Source organism: Pseudomonas sp. GW458-11-26-14-LB4 (assembly GCF_059423925.1).
This window is the reverse complement of record NZ_JBWKYU010000006.1, coordinates 287,906-306,563: the sequence shown is the minus strand read 5'-3', so window position 1 is coordinate 306,563 and position 18,658 is coordinate 287,906. Positions and strand designations below refer to the sequence as shown.

Annotated in this window: 14 protein-coding genes; 3 read left to right on the top strand and 11 right to left on the bottom strand. The window is 62.1% G+C overall.

What is annotated here, in order from left to right; genetic code table 11:
- Positions 1–260 precede the first annotated feature (260 nt).
- The 10 genes from AC07XZ_RS10850 to AC07XZ_RS10805 all read right to left on the bottom strand — a co-directional run bounded on the left by AC07XZ_RS10850 (position 261) and on the right by AC07XZ_RS10805 (position 13,139).
- A complete protein-coding gene (locus tag AC07XZ_RS10850; protein WP_007952414.1) occupies positions 261–881 on the bottom strand; it encodes a TetR/AcrR family transcriptional regulator in 621 nt (206 codons plus the stop codon).
- A gap of 28 nt (positions 882–909) precedes the next feature.
- A complete protein-coding gene (gene phaC / locus AC07XZ_RS10845; protein WP_085746408.1) occupies positions 910–2,592 on the bottom strand; it encodes a class II poly(R)-hydroxyalkanoic acid synthase in 1,683 nt (560 codons plus the stop codon).
- Between the two features lie 151 nt (positions 2,593–2,743).
- The gene (phaZ, locus tag AC07XZ_RS10840; protein ID WP_007952412.1) at positions 2,744–3,598 is read right to left on the bottom strand and encodes a poly(3-hydroxyalkanoate) depolymerase; all 855 of its coding nucleotides are present in this window, start codon (positions 3,596–3,598) and stop codon (positions 2,744–2,746) included.
- A 155-nt stretch (positions 3,599–3,753) separates the two neighbouring features.
- Entirely contained in the window at positions 3,754–5,433 is a 1,680-nt protein-coding gene (phaC, locus tag AC07XZ_RS10835; protein ID WP_039772445.1) for a class II poly(R)-hydroxyalkanoic acid synthase, read from the bottom strand.
- A 258-nt stretch (positions 5,434–5,691) separates the two neighbouring features.
- Positions 5,692–6,063 (bottom strand): gamma-butyrobetaine hydroxylase family protein, encoded by a 372-nt coding sequence (locus AC07XZ_RS10830; protein WP_085746409.1) that lies wholly within the window; start codon positions 6,061–6,063, stop codon positions 5,692–5,694.
- A 77-nt stretch (positions 6,064–6,140) separates the two neighbouring features.
- Positions 6,141–7,478 (bottom strand): ATP-dependent protease ATPase subunit HslU, encoded by a 1,338-nt coding sequence (gene hslU / locus AC07XZ_RS10825; RefSeq protein ID WP_039772441.1) that lies wholly within the window; start codon positions 7,476–7,478, stop codon positions 6,141–6,143.
- A 55-nt stretch (positions 7,479–7,533) separates the two neighbouring features.
- Positions 7,534–8,064 carry an ATP-dependent protease subunit HslV gene (gene hslV / locus AC07XZ_RS10820; RefSeq protein ID WP_003196958.1) on the bottom strand — a complete coding sequence of 177 codons (531 nt, stop codon included), beginning with the start codon at positions 8,062–8,064 and terminating at the stop codon, positions 7,534–7,536.
- 258 nt (positions 8,065–8,322) lie between these two features.
- Positions 8,323–9,039, bottom strand: coding sequence for an SPOR domain-containing protein (locus AC07XZ_RS10815; protein ID WP_039772438.1), 717 nt, complete (start codon positions 9,037–9,039; stop codon positions 8,323–8,325).
- A gap of 1 nt (position 9,040) precedes the next feature.
- Positions 9,041–10,777 carry an arginine--tRNA ligase gene (argS, locus tag AC07XZ_RS10810; protein ID WP_102686852.1) on the bottom strand — a complete coding sequence of 579 codons (1,737 nt, stop codon included), beginning with the start codon at positions 10,775–10,777 and terminating at the stop codon, positions 9,041–9,043.
- Between the two features lie 142 nt (positions 10,778–10,919).
- On the bottom strand, positions 10,920–13,139 hold the full coding sequence (locus tag AC07XZ_RS10805) for a primosomal protein N' (protein WP_102686851.1): 2,220 nt from the start codon (positions 13,137–13,139) through the stop codon (positions 10,920–10,922).
- 328 nt (positions 13,140–13,467) lie between these two features.
- Between AC07XZ_RS10805 and rpmE the strand changes: the two genes are divergently transcribed.
- The 3 genes from rpmE (at position 13,468) to AC07XZ_RS10790 (ending at position 15,963) form a co-directional block, all read left to right on the top strand.
- Positions 13,468–13,686 carry a 50S ribosomal protein L31 gene (rpmE, locus tag AC07XZ_RS10800; protein WP_007952398.1) on the top strand — a complete coding sequence of 73 codons (219 nt, stop codon included), beginning with the start codon at positions 13,468–13,470 and terminating at the stop codon, positions 13,684–13,686.
- A gap of 41 nt (positions 13,687–13,727) precedes the next feature.
- On the top strand, positions 13,728–14,510 hold the full coding sequence (locus AC07XZ_RS10795) for a thermonuclease family protein (RefSeq protein ID WP_102686850.1): 783 nt from the start codon (positions 13,728–13,730) through the stop codon (positions 14,508–14,510).
- A gap of 184 nt (positions 14,511–14,694) precedes the next feature.
- Complete coding sequence (locus AC07XZ_RS10790) at positions 14,695–15,963, top strand: malic enzyme-like NAD(P)-binding protein (RefSeq protein ID WP_007952395.1); 1,269 nt, start codon at positions 14,695–14,697, stop codon at positions 15,961–15,963.
- Positions 15,964–16,134: 171 nt separating this feature from the next.
- On the opposite strand, the gene AC07XZ_RS10785 is transcribed toward AC07XZ_RS10790, so the two are convergent.
- Positions 16,135–18,579 (bottom strand): penicillin-binding protein 1A, encoded by a 2,445-nt coding sequence (locus AC07XZ_RS10785; protein WP_371857333.1) that lies wholly within the window; start codon positions 18,577–18,579, stop codon positions 16,135–16,137.
- Positions 18,580–18,658: the final 79 nt, after the last annotated feature.

Sequence of the window (18,658 nt, the reverse complement as noted above, 5' to 3'; positions counted from 1 at the left end):
CTCCTGACCATGATTGATACCTGTAAACCATGTCCCCGGTCTCAAACGTAAAGGATGTACCCGGTCTTTACCCACCCCAGCCCTCTCCCGGAGGGAGAGGGGGCCGATTGGGGGATGCTTCAGTCTTACGTCGGCCTGAAAGTGAAGCATTGAATCCATAATCGATAAGGTCTTTCAGGTCGATGTCTAGCGTAAGACAACTCCGTAGGTTCCCTCTCCCTCCGGGAGAGGGCTAGGGTGAGGGCAGCGATCTACCTGACTCACTCGTGATCTTCGAGGTACTGCAAAGCCATCCTCTCCGTCGCCACCTTCACCGGCGGCAACAGATGCGGCGCCACCAGCATCATGATCTGGTACACCACCAGCCGCACTTCCCCTTCGCGATCGAGAATCCGCTGATAGTCCAGCGAGAACAGCAGCGTCATGGTGATCTGCTCCACCAGTTGCCCCAGCGCCTGGGTGTCGCTGACCAACTGCCCCGACGCCTTCAACCGCGCCAGCAATGACGCCAGCGTGCGCTTGAGCACGTTGAGGAACTGGCGAATGCCCTTGGCCAGTTTCGGCAGGCGCCCGGCCAGGTTCGACAGGTCCTGGAACAGAAAACGGTACTGCGCCAGCCGTTCGACGATCAGGTGCAGGAACAGCCAGTAATCCTCCGGCGCCAGTTCGACATCGGCGGGAGGGTCGAGCAGCGGGGCGAGGTCGTTCTGGAAGCGCTCGAACAGTCCGAGAATCAGCGGTTCCTTGCCGTGGAAGTGGTAGTAGAGGTTGCCGGGGCTGATCCCCATTTCATTGGCAACCTCCATGGTGGAGACGTTCGGCTCGCCCTTTTCATTGAACAACTGCAGGGCACATTCGAGGATCCGTTCGCTTGTTTTCATCCAGTCTTCTTAAAAGGGCTTGAGTCAGTCAGCGCACACGCACATAGGTGCCGGGTGCCGCTTCCATCGGTGGATAATTGGCGTTGCCGAGGGTCATCTGGGTTTCGCGCAGCGTGCCGGAGCGCTGCTGCACCCACTCCAGCCATTGCGGCCACCAGCTGCCGTCGACTTTCTTGGCGTCGTAGTACCAGGCGCGCGGATCACCGCTGAGCTTTCCGTTCTCGACGTAATGGGCTTTCGGGTTGCCCGGCGGGTTGAGGATGCTCTGCACGTGGCCGCTGTTGGACAGCACGAAGCGCCGCTCACCGCCCAGCAACAGCGTCGAGCGATACACCGCGTCCCACGGCGTGATGTGGTCGTTCATGCCGGCCACGCTGAAACTGTCGACCGTGACCTTCTGCAGGTCGATCGGCGTGCCGCACACTTCCAGGCCACCCGGGTGGGTCAACGGGTTGTGCTTGAAGAAGTCCAGAATGTCGCCGTGAAACGCGGCGGGCAGGCGGGTGCTGTCGTTGTTCCAGTAGAGAATGTCGAACGCCGGTGGCTCCTTGCCCAGCAGGTAGTTATTGACGAAATAACTCCAGATCAGATCGTTGGGGCGCATCCAGGCGAACACCTTGGCCATGTCGCGACCGTCCAGCACGCCTTTCTGATAGGAGCGCCGCTTGGCCGCTTCGAGCGTTTGCTCATCGGCGAACAGGGTGGCCGGGGTGTTCATCTCACTGTCGAGCAGGCTCACCAGATAGGTGGCGCTGGAGACTCGCCGCAACTGTCGCTTGGCCTGCAGATGCCCTTGCAGCGCCGCGATGGTCAGCCCGCCGGCGCAGGCGCCCATCAGGTTGACCTCACGGGCGCCGGTGATCGCCCGGCAGATGTTCATCGCTTCTTCCACGGCTTCGACGTAGGTCGACAGGCCCCATTCGCGATGGCGCACATCCGGGTTGCGCCAGCTGATCATGAAGGTCTGCAAGCCGTTCTTCAGGGCGAACTGGACGAAGCTGTTGCTCGGGCTGAGGTCGAAAATGTAGTACTTGTTGATTTGCGGCGGCACCACCAGCAGCGGTTTCGAATACTGCTTTTCGCTCATCGGCCGGTACTGGATCAGCTCGAGCATTTCGTTGCGAAACACCACCGAGCCGGTGGTGGTGGCGACGGTCTTGCCGACTTCGAATGCCTGTTTGGTCACCTGGCGCGGCAGGCCGTCGTTGTGCAACAGGTCGTCGATCAGATGGCTGAGACCGCGCACCAGACTGTGGCCGCCAGAGTTGAACAGTTCCTTGACCGCCAGCGGATTGAGCAGCGTGTTGGAAGGCGCCACGGCGTCGTTGAGCAGGGTGAAGGCGAAGTGTGCGCGGGCGCGGTCGTCGTCGCTCATGCTGCTCTCGTCGATCCAGCTCTTGACCTGTTTCTGCCAGGCCAGATAAGCCTGAAGGCTGCGCCGATAGAACGGGTTCAGGCTCCACGCCGGATCGGCGAAGCGACTGTCCTGCGGATTGGTCGGGTGGAGGGTTTCGCCGAGCAGCACGCGTCCGAGCGCGCCTCCCAGCTTCAAGGCGTGTTTTGCACTGTGGATCGGATTGCGCAGCCCGTGGGCCGCAACGTTGCGCAAGGTCGAGATCAGGTCCCGGCCGCGCAGACCGGTCATGGCACTCTGTGCATTGATGAACACGGCGGGGCTGGGCACGACGCCCGTCGCTGGTTTGTCACGCATGACTCAACACTCCTTCGTCTTCAGGCCAAAAACAAACACACCGAACCAGAACACCATAGACGCTGTTGCGGGTTGCTGCCTGCGTGGCCTCCTGCCACGCACCTGTCCAGACGCGTTGCAAAACGCTGTCCAGAAATCCGTGCCGGGACGGTTATCCGCCCAGCGGTGTCGGGTGCGGATGCATCACCGCACGCTGACGTTCCTCCTGGAGGAATTTCATGATGATCGGCGCCACCGCCTCGGCCCGGGTAATCAGGAACAGGTGCCCGTCGTCGATGATGTGCAGCTGCGCGTTGGGGATTCGCCAGGCGAGCATGCGCATGTTGATCAGCGGGATCAGCGGGTCGTCATCGCCGGCCAGCACCAGCGTCGGCTGGTGGATCTTGTGCAGCCAGTGAATGCTGGTCCAGCCCAGGCCCGCGAACAGTTGCCAGTAGTAACCGAGCTTGCCCGCCGAACGCACCTTGGCCGCATGGCTGGCGGCGAGTGTCGGGTCGCGGCGGAACGAGCCGCCGTAGATCATCGGGGCGATGCGGATCACATGGGACGGCTGGATATAGCGCCGCGGGCTGGCCATCATCCACAGCACTTTCGGCTTGCCCGGCACCATCACCGCACCGGCAGCGGTCGCCGCCAGCACCAGCTTCTTGCAGCGCTCGGGATAGTCGTAGGCGAACTGCTGCGCCAGCGCGCCACCCCAGGACACGCCGATCACGTTGACCTGTCCGTAGTCGAGGTAATCGAGCATCCGCGCGGTGAGTTTCGCCAGCCCCGGAAAGCGATACGGTCGGCTCGGCGTCGAGGAACCACCGACACCGGGCACGTCGAAGGCGATCACTTCCAGATCCGGATCCAGCGCCGCGACAAAAGGAAACACCAGCTCCAGGTTGGCGCCGATGCCGTTGAATATCAGCAAGGGCGTCAAGTGAGGCTTGCCGGGGCGGACCGCCGTACGGATGGTCTGGCCATCCAGCTCGACGGTTCGAAAGATGAACGGGTGCGGCATGCTTCAAGGCCCTGTGGGTCGATCTCAATGTCAGCCTCAATCCCCTGTGGGAGCGAGCCTGCTCGCGATAGCGGTGTATCAGTCAGCACATTGTTCCGGCTGTCGACGCCATCGCGAGCAGGCTCGCTCCCACAGTGTGGGGCGAGGTGTGTCGGTTACCGCTCGTGAACGTAAGTGCCCGGTGAAGCTTCGCCTGCCGGATACGCCTTGTTGCCCAGCTTGGTCGGCGCCTTTTTCAGCTCGCCCGAACGCGCGGCCTGCCACGCCTGCCAGTACAGCCACCAGGAATCGGCGTGCTTGGTCGAGTTTTCCTGCCAGTCATCGGCATTGGCGGTCATTTCATCGCTGGTCATGTAGCGCGATTTCGGGTTGCCCGGCGGGTTCAGAATGCTCTGGATATGCCCGCTGCTCGACAGCACGAATTCGACCTTGCCACCAAACAGCTGCGCCGACTTGTAGCAGGACTTCCACGGGGTAATGTGGTCGTTGGTGCCGGCCAGCGAGAAGATGTCGGCGGTTACCTGCTTGAGGTCGATCGGCGTGCCGCACACTTCCAGTGCATTGGGGCGGATCAGTGGGTTGTTTTTGAACATCTCGATCAGGTCGCCGTGGAACGCGGCCGGCAGTCGAGTCGTATCGTTGTTCCAGAACAGGATGTCGAACACCGGCGGCTCGTTGCCGAGCAGGTAGTTGTTGACCCAGTAGTTCCAGATCAGATCGTTCGGGCGCATCCAGGCGAAGACCTTGGCCATGTCTTTGCCTTCGAGCACGCCGGCCTGATACGAATGGCGCTTGGCGGTTTCCAGGGTCTGCTCGTCGACGAAGAGCGCGACGTCGCTGTCCAGCGTTGTATCGAGCACGCTGACCAGCAGGGTCAGGGCGTTGACCTTGTTCTCGCCGATCGCCGCGTAGTGGCCGAGCAGGGCGGTGCAGGTGATGCCGCCGGAGCAGGCACCGAGCATGTTGACGTCCTTGCTGCCGGTGATCGCGGTGACCACGTCGACCGCTTCCTTCAGGGCTTCGATGTAGGTCGAGAGGCCCCACTCACGCTGTTCCTTGGTCGGGTTGCGCCAGCTGACGATGAAGGTCTGCACATTGTTGCGCAGGCAGAAACGCGCCAGGCTCTTGTCCGGGCTCAGGTCGAATACATAGAACTTGTTGATCTGCGGCGGCACCACCAGCAGCGGGCGCTCGTGCACTTGCTCGGTGATCGGCTTGTACTGGATCAGTTCCAGCACATCGTTGCGAAACACCACCGCGCCTTCGGTCACGCCAAGGCTCTTGCCGACCTCGAACGCGCCCATGTTGACCTGGCTCGGCATGCCGCCGTTGTGCACCAGATCCTTGGCCAGATGCGAGAGGCCGTCGAGCAGGCTCTTGCCGCCGGTCTCGAAGAAGCGTTTGACCGCCGCCGGGTTGGCCGCCGTGTTGGTCGGCGCCATGGCCTCGGTCATCAGGTTGATCACGAAGTGGCCACGCGCGATGTCTTTGGGCGAGAGGCTGCTGTCGTCGATCCAGGCATGGAGTTCCTTGCGCCACGCCAGATAGGTTTGCAGATAACGTTTGTACAGCGGGTTCTGACTCCACGCCGGATCGACGAAGCGACGGTCATCGCCCGCCGGTTGCAGGTCTGATTTGCCGAACAGCACGTTCTTCAGTTCGAGGCCGAACTGGGTGACGTGTTTGACACTATGGATCGGTTGTTTGATGGCCTGGGTCAGCACCATTCGAGCAGAGGCCAGCAGATCCTTTCCGCGAAGCCCAACGACAGGATTCAGCCCCAGGGTGTTTTCCGAGGCCTGGTACTTCAAATCATCGTTATTCTTGTTACTCATCTACGACGCTCCATTGTCCTGAGACGAGTACCCGGTTATCTGCTGTGCAGTTCCACAGCCAATGCCAGGTACTACTGCTCGGGTGACCGTTGATTCTGCATAGCTGCTTTACAGTCGTAGAGCACTGCAGGGAACTTGCCAGTTCCATTGGTTACCCGAGATTGATTTTTTTCGCAAGCAGCCGATCCCGGGCCGCTTTAGCGGAGCATTCAAACAGATGAATCTAGAAAATGCCCTCTAAACAGTACGAGGCGCGGACTAGAGCATCAGCTTGACGACGGACTGGTCCGGGTCGCGGGTTTTGCCGGCGGCTTTGAGCTCGGCCAGATAATCCGCCCAGAGTGCGTCATGACGTCGCCCCAGCTCGTACAGATAATCCCAGGTGAACAGTCCGCTGTCGTGACCGTCGTCGAAGGTCAGTTTCAGTGCGTACTGACCGGCCGGTTCTACCTTGGTCAGGCCGACGTTCAGCTTGCCGAATTGCAGGATCGGTTTGCCGTGGCCCTGAACCTCGGCGGAGGGGGAATGCACGCGCAGGAATTCGGCGGGCAGGGTGTATTCCTCGCCGGACGCGTATTTGAGCGACAGGGTTTTCGAGGCTTTGTGCAGTTTGATGTCGGTGGGAAGCATAGAAAAAAGCCTTTAGCTGCAAGCTACAAGCGGCAAGCTTAACTCAGCTTGCCGCTTGTAGCTCGGAGCTGGCAGCTCTACAGAATATAACGGGACAGGTCTTCGTTCTGCGCCAATTCGCCCAGGTGGCTGTTGACGTACTCGGCGTCGATCTCTATCGCCTTGTCGTCGTGGGCGCTGGCCAGATCGCCGGCACTGAACGACACCTCTTCCAGCAGACGCTCGAGCAGCGTGTGCAGGCGACGGGCACCGATGTTCTCGGTCTTCTCGTTGACCTGCCAGGCGATCTCCGCCAGACGCTTGATGCCTTCCGGCTGGAACTGGATGTTCAGGCCTTCGGTTTTCAGCAGCGCGCAGTATTGCTCGGTGAGCGAGGCATGCGGTTCGCTGAGGATGCGTTCGAAGTCCTGCGGGCTCAGGGCCTTGAGCTCAACGCGGATCGGCAGACGACCTTGCAGTTCCGGTACCAGATCGCTCGGCTTGCTCAGGTGGAACGCACCGGAGGCGATGAACAGGATGTGGTCGGTCTTGACCATGCCCAGCTTGGTGTTGACGGTGCAGCCTTCGATCAGCGGCAGCAGGTCACGCTGCACGCCCTCGCGGGACACATCGGCGCCGCCGACATTGCCGCGCTTGGCGACCTTGTCGATCTCGTCGATGAACACGATGCCGTGCTGCTCGACCGCTTCCAGAGCCTTGGCCTTCAACTCTTCTTCATTGACCAGGCGACCGGCTTCTTCGTCGCGTACCAGCTTCAGCGCTTCCTTGACCTTGAGCTTGCGGGCCTTCTTCTTGCCCTTGCCCATGTTGGCGAACAGGTTTTGCAACTGGTTGGTCATTTCTTCCATGCCCGGAGGCGTGGCGATCTCGATGCCGGCCATTTCGGCGACTTCGATCTCGATTTCCTTGTCGTCCAGCTGACCTTCGCGCAGGCGCTTGCGGAACAGTTGGCGAGTGTTGGAATCCTGGGTCGGCGCTTCTTCGTTGCTGAAACCCATGCGTGCCGGTGGCAGCAGGGCGTCGAGGATACGGTCCTCGGCGGCGTCTTCGGCACGGTGGCGAACGCGGGTCATTTCCTGCTCGCGCAGCATCTTGATCGCGGCGTCGGCCAGATCACGGATGATCGATTCGACGTCACGGCCGACATAGCCGACTTCGGTGAACTTGGTCGCTTCGACCTTGATGAACGGTGCGTTGGCCAGCTTTGCCAGACGACGGGCGATCTCGGTTTTACCGACACCGGTCGGGCCGATCATCAGGATGTTCTTCGGGGTCACTTCAACGCGCAGCTCTTCAGGCAGCTGCATGCGGCGCCAGCGGTTGCGCAGGGCAATCGCGACGGCGCGCTTGGCATCGTCCTGGCCGATGATGTGGCGGTTGAGTTCGTGGACGATTTCGCGGGGAGTCATGGACATAATAATTGACGGTCCTCAAGCAGAAACAAGCCGTGGCACAGGGGCCGCGTCAGGCTTATTCAGCGAGATCCTGCTCCTCAATGGTCTGGGTGTGGTTGGTGAATACACAGATGTCGCCGGCGATGCCGAGAGCGGTCTCGACGATTTCGCGGGCCGACAGGTCGGTCTTCTTCAGCAGCGCGCTGGCGGCGGCTTGCGCGTAGGCGCCACCGGAACCCATGGCGATCAGGCCGTCTTCGGGTTCGACCACGTCACCGTTGCCGGTGATGATCAGGGATGCGTCCTTGTTGGCGACCGCGAGCATCGCTTCGAGGCGGCTCAGGGAGCGGTCGGTGCGCCATTCTTTGGCGAGTTCGACGGCGGCGCGAACCAGGTGGCCCTGGTGCTTTTCAAGCTGGCCTTCGAAACGTTCGAACAGGGTAAAGGCGTCGGCGGTGGCACCGGCGAAACCGGCGATGACTTCGCCGTGGTACAGGCGACGAACTTTCTTCGCGTTGCCTTTCATCACGGTGTTGCCGAGAGAAACCTGGCCGTCGCCGCCCATGACGACTTTGCCGTGGCGGCGGACTGAAACGATGGTGGTCAAGGGAAGAGTCTCCACACTGCGGGGCGAAAATGCCTTATGCCCATTCATATGGGGGTGGTGGAGAGGATTTCAACTGCGGGGCGGGAGAGGGGACGAGCGGTGGTTTGCAAGTGATCGCTCCCACGCAGAGCTACATGATCGTTCCCACGCTCCGCGTGGGAATGCCTCAATGGACGCTCCGCGTCCCTGCGGCAAGGGACGCGGAGCGTCCCGGGCTGCATTCCCACGCAGAGCGTGGGAATGATCGGTGGGGGAGGATCAGCGGCTCTGGCGTTGTTGTAACAACAGGTTGCTGAAGCCCGCGCCCGCCAGTTGTTTCTGGGCGGTGGTCAGCTGTTCGCGGTTGCTGAACGGGCCGACCAGTACGCGATACCAGGTTTCATCCTTGACCGTCCCGGACTCAACCGCGACCGCCTGGCCGAGCAGAATGATCTGCGCGCGCACCTTGTCGGCATCCGTCTCTTTGCGGAACGAGCCGGCCTGCAGGAAGAACTTGGTCACCGGTGCAGCCTTGGTCACCGGTGGCGCTGGCGGCGGGGTGATCCCGGCCAGTGCAGCCTGTGCGCGTGCGGTGTCGATTTTCGCCGCTTCCGCCGGGGTCACCGGCGTGGTCGGGATTGCCGGCACTTGTGGCGTCGGCAGGGTTTTCTCCGGCACGGCATCAGGCGGCACGATCACTTCCGATTCCGGCAGCAGGGTGTAGAAGTCGTACTTCGGCTTCACCGGTTGCGTCGGGCTCGGCGGGGTCTTGTTGGCCTCGGCGATCTTGCTGGCTTTCTGTTGTTGCTGTTGCTCGACCTTCTCGCGCTTGACCGTGTCGCTGCCCTTGCCCGGCTCCAGTTTCATCAGGAACACGATGAACGCGCCGACCGTCAGGCCGATGGCCATCCACAGCCAGCCCGGAATCGGCTGCTTCGCTGGAGCTTGGTAACGGCTGGCGCCACGCTTGGGTGCAGGTTTTTTCTTGGCAGCCAACTTACATGCGCTCCAGGGTTTCCAGGCCGAGCAGTTCCAGGCCTTGCTTGAGGGTACGGCCGGTCAGCGCGGCAAGGCGCAGACGGCTTTGCATTTGTGCCGGGGTGTCGGCGGCGAGGATCGGGCAGTTCTCGTAGAAGCTGGAGAACAGACCGGCCACGTCGTACAGGTAGGTGCACAAGGTATGTGGCGTGCCCTTTTCCGCAACGTTGTTCAGCACTTCACCGAACTGCGCCAGTTTGGCTGCCAGTTCCTGCTCGTGCGCGGCCTCGAGGACGATCTGGCCGTCGACTTCGCTGAAATCCTTGCCCAGTTTGCGGAATACGCCGGCCACGCGGGTGTAGGCGTACAACAGGTATGGCGCAGTGTTGCCTTCGAAATTGAGCATCAGGTCGAAGTTGAAGCTGTAGTCGCTGGTGCGGTGCTTCGACAGGTCGGCGTACTTCACCGCGCCGATGCCGACCACTTTGGCGATCGCGCGCAGTTCGTCTTCGGCCAGTGTCGGGTTCTTTTCCTTCACCAGGCTGTAGGCACGTTCCTGCGCTTCGGTCAGCAGGTCGATCAGCTTCACGGTGCCGCCGTCACGGGTCTTGAACGGACGGCCGTCGGCGCCGTTCATGGTGCCGAAGCCCATGTGCTCCATTTCCATCGGATGGGTCACGAAACCGGCCTTGCGCGCCACGGCGAACACTTGCTGGAAGTGCAGGGCCTGACGCTGGTCGACGAAGTACAGCGCACGGTCGGCCTTCAGCTTGCCGCTGCGGTAGCGCACGGCCGCCAGGTCGGTGGTGGCGTACAGGTAGCCGCCGTCAGCCTTGACGATGATCACCGGCAGCGGCTCGCCTTCGGCGTTCTTGAATTCGTCGAGGAACACGCACTGGGCGCCGTTGCTTTCGACCAGCATGCCGGCGGCTTTCAGGTCGTTGACCACGTTGATCAGGTCGTCGTTGTAGGCGCTTTCGCCCATCACGTCGGCCATGGTCAGTTTGACGTTGAGCAGTTCGTAGATCTTCTGGCAGTGCGACAGCGAGATGTCCTTGAACTTGGTCCACAGCGCCAGGCACTCGGCATCGCCAGCCTGCAACTTGACCACCAGACCACGGGCGCGGTCGGCGAATTCCGGAGATTCGTCGAAGCGTTGCTTGGCGGCGCGGTAGAAGTTTTCCAGGTCCGACAGTTCGTCGCTGGTGATCGGGTTTTCCTGCAGGTACGCCATCAGCATGCCGAACTGGGTGCCCCAGTCGCCGACGTGGTTCTGACGGATGACGGTGTCGCCGAGGAATTCGAGTACCCGCGCCACGCCGTCGCCGATGATGGTCGAGCGCAGATGGCCGACGTGCATCTCTTTGGCGAGGTTCGGTGCCGACAGGTCGACCACGGTGCGTTGCGCCGGGCCGGCCTTGCGCACGCCAACGTGAGCGTCGGCCAGTGCGGCGTCGAGGCGCGAGGCCAGCGCTTGAGTGTTCTGGAAGAAGTTGATGAAGCCGGGGCCGGCGATTTCGGCCTTGGTGACGTTCTCGTCAGCCGGCAGGGCGGCGATGATTTTCTCCGCCAGGTCGCGCGGCTTCATGCCCACAGGCTTGGCCAGCATCATCGCGATGTTGCTGGCGAAGTCGCCATGGGTCTTGTCCCGGGCGTTTTCCACCTGGATCGCCGGCGTCAGGCCTTCAGGCAACACACCTTCGTTGACGAGTTGGGTGAGGGCTTGTTGGATCAGCTGGCGAATGGTGTCTTTCATGGTCTTCTCTTTCGACCGCAAGCGCGGCGGCGCATCGATGCGCGGGTGGAAAAACTGGGCATTATCCGTTGCGAAGACGGGCTTGCCAACCTTAGCAGGCAGGATGTGGATGTGTGGTGACAATTCGGCCGGTTTTGCCCGGTCAGTACAGATCCACCGGATCGACATCCAGCGACCAGCGCACCGCACGGCCGCTTGGCATCTGTTCCAGCACCAGCAGCCAGCTCGCCAGCAATCGGTGCAGCGGCGCCCGGGCCGTGGCCTGCAACAACAGTTGCGCGCGGAAGCGTCCGGCCCGGCGCTCCATCGGCGCTGGCACGGGTCCCAACAGTTCAATGCCGGTCAGGTTCTGTTCGACCAGCAAACGCTCGGCCTCGCTGCACGCCTCATCAAGAAAGCCTTCGGCCTGCCCCGGCTTGTGCGCTTCGGCACGCAGCAGGGCGAGGTGGGCGAACGGCGGCAGGCCGGCGGCGCGGCGTTCGCTCAGGGCCTGCTCGGCGAAGGCGAAGTAACCCTGCTCGGTCAGTTGCACCAGTAAAGGATGGTCTGCGAGGTGGGTCTGGATGATCACCTTGCCCGGTTCTTCCGCCCGCCCGGCCCGGCCGGCAACCTGCACGATCAACTGCGCCATGCGCTCGCTGGCGCGGAAGTCACCGGAAAACAATCCGCCGTCGGCATCGAGGATCGACACCAGCGTCACTCGAGGGAAGTGGTGACCCTTGGCCAACATCTGGGTGCCGACCAGAATGCACGGCTGGCCTTTCTGGATCGTGGCGAACAGCTGGTTCATCGCGTCCTTGCGCGACGTGCTGTCACGGTCGACGCGTAGCACCGGATAGTCCGGGAACAGAATCGCCAGCCGTTCCTCGGCCCGCTCGGTGCCGGCGCCCACGGGCCGCAGATCGACCTTGTTGCACTTCGGGCACTGGCGCGGCACGCGCTCGACGTAACCGCAGTGGTGGCAGCGCAATTCGCCGTAGCGCTGGTGCACGGTCATCCGCGCATCGCAGCGCTGGCATTCGGACATCCAGCCGCAATCGTGACACAGCAGAGTCGGGGCAAAACCCCGACGGTTGAGGAACACCAATACCTGCTGGCCGGCGGCGAGGGTCTGGCCGATGGCTTGCTGCATCGGCCCGGAAATGCCGCTGTCCAGTGGACGACTTTTCACATCCAGACGCAGGAAGCGCGGCTGCTTGGCACCACCGGCCCGTTCGTTCAGGCGCAGGAGTCCGTAGCGGCCGGTGTAGGCGTTGTGCAGGCTTTCCAGGGATGGCGTCGCGGAGCCGAGCACGATCGGGATGTTTTCCTGCCGCGCCCGCACCAGCGCCAGATCCCGCGCGTGATAGCGCAGGCCTTCCTGCTGTTTATAGGAGCCGTCGTGTTCTTCATCGATGATGATCAGCCCCGGATTTTTCATCGGGGTGAACAGCGCCGAGCGGGTGCCGATAATAATGTCGGCCTCGCCATCGCGGGCGGCGAGCCAGGCATCCAGACGATCACGATCGTTGACCGCCGAGTGCAGCAGGGCGATGCGGGCGTTGAAGCGTTGCTCGAAGCGGGCGAGGGTCTGCGGGCCGAGGTTGATCTCCGGAATCAGCACCAGCGCCTGCTTGCCGGCCTCGAGGGTTTCGCGGATCAGCTGCAAATAGACTTCGGTCTTGCCGCTGCCGGTGACCCCGGCGAGCAGGAACGCGTGATAACTGTCGAACCCGGCGCGGATCGCCTCGTACGCGGCGCGCTGCTCGCTGTTGAGCGGCAGTTCGGGCTGGGCCAGCCAGTGTTCATGGCGCGCGCCGGGGGCGTGGCGGCGCACTTCGACTTGCACCAGATCCTTGGCCAGCAGCAAATCGAGGCTGTCCTTGCTCAGCATCAGTTTGCTCAGCAACTGATGGGCGACGCCGTGAGGATGCTGGGCCAGCGTCGCCAGGGCTTCGCGTTGGCGCGGGGCGCGAGCGATGCGCGGGTCATCGAGGCTGGCGCCGGGGGCGGCGGACCAGAAGCGTTCCTGTCGCGCCTCGGCCAGTTCGCCCTGGCGCAACAGCACCGGCAGCGCCCAGCTCAGCGTGTCGCCGAGGCTGTGCTGATAGTACTGAGCCGTCCACAGGCATAGCTTGAACAGCGCCGGCGGTAGCGGAGCGGTGGCGTCGAGCAGGGCCAGCGCCGGTTTGAGCTTTTCCACCGGCACTTCGCTGGTGTCAGTGACTTCCACCAGAATCCCGATCATCTCCCGCCGACCGAACGGCACCCGCAGGCGCATGCCCGGTTGCAACTGCGAACGCAGCACACCGGCCGGGGCCCGATAGTCGAACAGGCGGCGCAGGGGCGAAGGCAGGGCGAGGCGCAGAATGGCGTCGGGCACGCGGGGGATTCTCATAGGCGGGGCGGTGGAGAAGGGCGGGAGCCTAGCAGACGGTCGGTCCTGTGTCCTCCATCAGGAAAGCGTTCAAATGTTGACGAGTGGATTTTGGCGTCAGGCAAGGCGCTACGACGACTCATAGCTTGCTATGGGGAGGAGTAGCAACGCAGCCTGACGTCAAAAGACGCCGTCAACATTGAACAGTCTTTTCTGATGGAGGGCACCCCTGACAGCTTGCGTGATCGGGATTGTCTGGTAGAATCCGCGGCCTAATTACGTGCGGTATTCAACAATCGTGTTGGATGGCGGCACGCCAGCTGAGGAAAACACCATGAAAGCCGATATCCACCCGAATTACCCAGAAGTTGCAGTAACTTGCAGCTGCGGCAACAAGTTCGAAACCCGTTCGACCTTCGGCAAAGCCCTGGCGATCGACGTTTGCAACGAGTGCCACCCGTTCTACACCGGTAAGCAGAAGACTCTGGACACCGGTGGTCGCGTTCAGAAGTTCGCCGACCGTTTCGGTGCTTTCGGCGCGAAAAAGGCCTAAGGCCTTTCATTCTGGAAAACCTCAGCGGCTTTTCCGGTCTGATGAAAAAGGCGTCCCTTGCGGGCGCCTTTTTTGTGTCCGCGATTTGGCTCTCCTCCGTTCAGGCCTTCTGCCCGGCGCCGACCGGTCTGGACAGCGCCACGGTTCAGCGGGTGGTCGACGGCGACACCCTGCGCCTGAGCGACGGGCGCAATGTGCGGATGATCGGCCTCAATACGCCCGAACTCGGCAAGCAGGGCCGCAGCGACGAGCCGTTTGCAGTGGCCGCGCGCAAGCGCCTCGAAGCCCTGGTCGCCGAGAGCGACGGGCGGGTTGGCCTGCGCCTTGGTGCCCAGCCCAAAGACCACTACGGCCGCACGTTGGCCCATGTTTTCAGCGCCAGGGGTGAGAACCTCGAAGCGCAAATGCTCGCCGATGGCCTCGGTTTCCAGGTCGCGGTGGCGCCGAATGTCGATCTGGTCGATTGCCAGCAAGCCGCCGAACGCCGCGCGCGAAAAGCCGGGCTGGGCCTGTGGAAACACTCACCTGTACTGAAAGCGGAGCAGATCGAGCGCTCGGGTTTCGCGCTGGTCAGCGGTCGTGTGAGCAAGGTTCAACGCAATCGCGGCGGAATCTGGATCGAGTTGCAGGACAAGCTTGTACTGCGCGTTGCACCCAATCTGCTGCATCGCTTCGATGGCGCCTCTCTGCAGGCATTGAAGGGCAAGCAGATCGAGGCTCGTGGCTGGGTGGTCGACCGTTCCCGGCGCGGTGGACTGAAATCAGGTCAGGCGCGCTGGTTGCTGCCGCTGACCGATCCTTCGATGCTCCAGCCGTCCCGCTGAATAAAAAGTTGTAGACATTTTTTCTGTTGATTGTGAACAGTCTAACCCTTGTGCGCCGTGGCTCTTGGCCCAAAGTCGTAGGGCAGGGCGCTTGACAGGGGTGACCGGGCAGTCTTGTGGGGACTTTGCGAGGCGCGTATCCTCGCTGACCAGTCTGTCCAACAGTAAAAAGCGGAATGCCAAAATGTCTGATCTGAAAACTGCCGCTCTCGAATATCATGCCAATCCTCGTCCAGGAAAGCTGAGTGTCGAGCTCACCAAGGCCACTGCTACCGCCCGCGACCTGTCGCTGGCCTACAGCCCCGGCGTAGCTGAACCAGTGCGCGAGATCGCCCGCGATCCTGAACTGGCCTACAAGTACACCGGCAAGGGCAACCTGGTTGCAGTCATTTCCGATGGCACCGCGATTCTGGGCCTGGGTAACCTCGGCCCACTGGCTTCCAAGCCAGTGATGGAAGGTAAAGGCGTGCTGTTCAAGCGCTTCGCCGGCATCGACGTCTTCGACATCGAAGTCGACTCCGAAAGCCCGCAAGCCTTCATCGACACCGTAAAACGCATTTCCATCACCTTCGGTGGCATCAACCTGGAAGACATCAAGGCGCCTGAGTGCTTTGAGATCGAGCGCGCTCTGATCGAGCAGTGCGACATTCCGGTATTCCACGATGACCAGCACGGCACCGCGATCGTGACCGCTGCGGGCATGATCAACGCCCTGGAAATCGCTGGCAAAACCCTTGCCGACGCCAAGATCGTCTGCCTGGGCGCTGGCGCAGCCGCCATCTCCTGCATGAAATTGCTGGTGAGCATGGGCGCCAAGGTCGAGAACATCTTCATGGTTGACCGTACCGGCGTGATCCACGCTGGCCGTGACGACCTGAACCAGTACAAGGCTGTGTTCGCTCACCCTACCGAGAAACGCACCCTGGACGACGCCATCGAAGGCGCTGACGTATTCGTCGGCCTGTCGGGCCCGAACCTGCTGAGCGCCGAGCAACTCAAGCGCATGGCGGCCAACCCGATCGTCTTCGCATGCTCCAACCCGGATCCGGAAATCTCCCCGGAACTGGCTCACGCCACCCGTAACGACGTGATCATGGCCACCGGCCGTTCGGACTACCCGAACCAGGTCAACAACGTACTGGGCTTCCCGTTCATCTTCCGTGGTGCCTTGGACGTTCGCGCCAAGCGCATCAACGAAGAAATGAAGATCGCTGCCGCCAACGCCCTGCGCGAACTGGCCAAGCTGCCGGTTCCTCAGGAAGTCTGCGATGCCTACGGCGGTATCTCCCTGGAATTCGGCCGTGAGTACATCATTCCGAAGCCAATGGACAAGCGCCTGATCACCGTGATCTCCGACGCCGTGGCCAAGGCCGCGATCGAGACCGGTGTGGCGACCCTGCCGTATCCGAAGAACTACCCGCTGAAAAGCGTGGATGACGTGTTCAACGGCTAAGTCGTTGTAGCGCTTCAAGCGAAAGCCCCGGCTCGTGTGAGTCGGGGCTTTTTTGTGCCTGAGGTTTTTCGTTGCTCTTCAGGGCCTTTTCGCGAGCAGTTAATGCCTCGGTTGGCAGGCATAAAAAAGCCCCGCACTTCTCACGAAGGCGGGGCTTTTTGCGGATCAGGATCAGAACAAATCGATCGGCGCCTGTTCATCCGCCGGCAGCGGACTGCCCGGAACTGTGCCGTTGCCGATCTCATTGACCGACGGTGGCGTGTCCTCAGCCTTGAACAGCTCGAAGTACGCGCCTGGTGTGCTCGGCGATGCCGCACGACCGCTGACCGGATCGACCCGCAGGCTGAGGATACCTTCCGGCTCCGGCTGGACGTGCGGCGGCTTGTCCTTGAGCGCGGCGGCCATGTAGTTCATCCAGATCGGCAGTGCCACGGTGCCGCCGAACTCTCGGCGACCGAGGCTTTCCGGCTGGTCGAAACCGGTCCACACGGTGGTCACGTAGTCGGCGTTGTAGCCGGAGAACCACGCGTCCTTGGATTCGTTGGTGGTACCGGTCTTGCCGGCGATGTCGCTGCGGCCCAGGGCCAGTGCGCGACGGCCGGTGCCGAGCTTGATCACGTCCTGCAACATGCTGTTGAGGATGTAAGTGGTACGGCCATCGACGATACGCTCGGCGACTGCTGGAGCTTGCGGCACAGCCGCGCTGCCCGGCGCTTCACCCGGAACCGGCGCGGCATTGACGGTAAACGATTCGGTAGCGGGTGCCGCGATGCCATCGGTGGCCGCGCCGCCCTGCGGTACGGTCGGCGGGTTGGCGACGAACAGCGTATCGCCGTTGCGGCTTTCGATCTTGTCGATGATGTACGGGGTGATCTTGTAGCCGCCGTTGGCGAAGGTGCTCCAGCCGGTGGCGATTTCCATCGGCGTCAGGGTCGCGGTGCCCAGCGCCAGGGACAGGTTTGGCGGCAGGTCCTGCTTGTTGAAGCCGAAACGGGTGATGTAGTCGATGGTCTTGCCTACGCCCATCGCCTGCAGCAGGCGGATCGACACCAGGTTGCGCGACTTGTACAGCGCCTCACGCAGACGGATCGGGCCGAGGAAGGTGTTGGTGTCGTTCTTCGGACGCCAGACCTTGTCCAGGTACTCGTCGACGAACACGATCGGCGCGTCGTTGACCAGGCTGGCGGCGGTGTAGCCGTTATCCAGCGCGGCGCTGTAGACGAACGGCTTGAAGCTCGAGCCCGGCTGACGCTTGGCCTGCATCGCGCGGTTGTAGTTGCTCTGCTCGAAGGCGAAACCGCCGACCAGCGAACGGATCGCGCCGTTCTGCGGGTCCAGCGACACCAGCGCGCCTTGCGCCTGCGGAATCTGGCTGAATTTCAGCGAATTGTTCGGCTGGCGCTGCACGCGAATCAGGTCGCCGATCTGTGCCACATCCGACGGCTGACGCGGGTTGGCGCCCATGCTGTTGGTATTGAGGAACGGACGGGCCCATTTCATGGTGTCCCACGCCACGTGCTCTTCGCCCGTGCGGGTCAGCACTTGCAGGCCGTTCTTGTCGACCTGGGTGACGATGGCCGGTTCGAGGCTGCTGATGGTGCGTTGCTTGGTCAGTTCGGTGGCCCAGGCTTCGCGGGTCTTGCCCGGCAGGCGCGATTCAGGACCACGGTAGCCGTGACGCTGGTCGTAGGTCATCAGGCCTTCGTGCAGCGCGGTGTTCGCCATTTCCTGGAGGTTGCTCGGCACCGTGGTGGTAACGCGGAAACCTTCGGTATAGGCGTCGCTGCCGTAGCGACCGACCATTTCCGCACGGGCCATCTCGGCGATGTACGGCGCGTTCACTTCCGGTGTCGGCACGTGATAGCTGGCGTTCAGCGGTTCGTTGATCGCGGCGGTGTAGTCGGCCTCGGTGATCTTGCCGAGCTTGTACATGCGGCCGAGGATCCAGTCGCGCCGCTCCTTGCTGCGCGCCGGGTTGGCCAGCGGATTGAAGCGCGACGGGGCTTTCGGCAGGCCGGCGATCATCGCCATCTGCGCCAGGCTGACTTCGCGGATCGACTTGCCGTAATACACCTGTGCCGCCGCCTCGATGCCGTAGGCGCGGTTGCCCAGATAGATCTTGTTCACGTACAGCTCAAGGATCTCGTCCTTGGTCAGCTGGCGTTCGATCTGCAGGGCGAGAAGGATTTCAGTGGTCTTGCGCGAGAAGCTGCGCTCGCTGGTCAGGAAGAAGTTCTTCGCCACCTGCATGGTGATGGTGCTGCCGCCGGACTGGATGTGCCCGCTCTTGACCAGTTGCGTCGCGGCACGCATCAGGCTGCTCGGATCGACGCCATAGTGATTGGCGAAGTTGTCGTCTTCAGCACTTAGTAACGCATTGATGAAATTGGGGGGAATGTCGGCGAAACGGATCGGTGTGCGGCGCATTTCGCCAAATTCTGCGATCAACTTGTTGTCGCTGCTGTAGACCCGGAGCGGAATCTGCAACTGAATGCTTCTCAGCGCCTCCACAGATGGCAAACCCGGACTAAGGTAAAGAAACGCGCCGCTGAGACCTAAAAGCAGTCCGCAGAAAACGGCGACGATGGACCAACCGAAAAATTTCAGCAGACGAATCAAGGCTTTTGGACATCCACGGCAAAGAATGAATTGGGCGACAGGGTCCCGGCTAACACACAGAACGACCCGCGCCGGC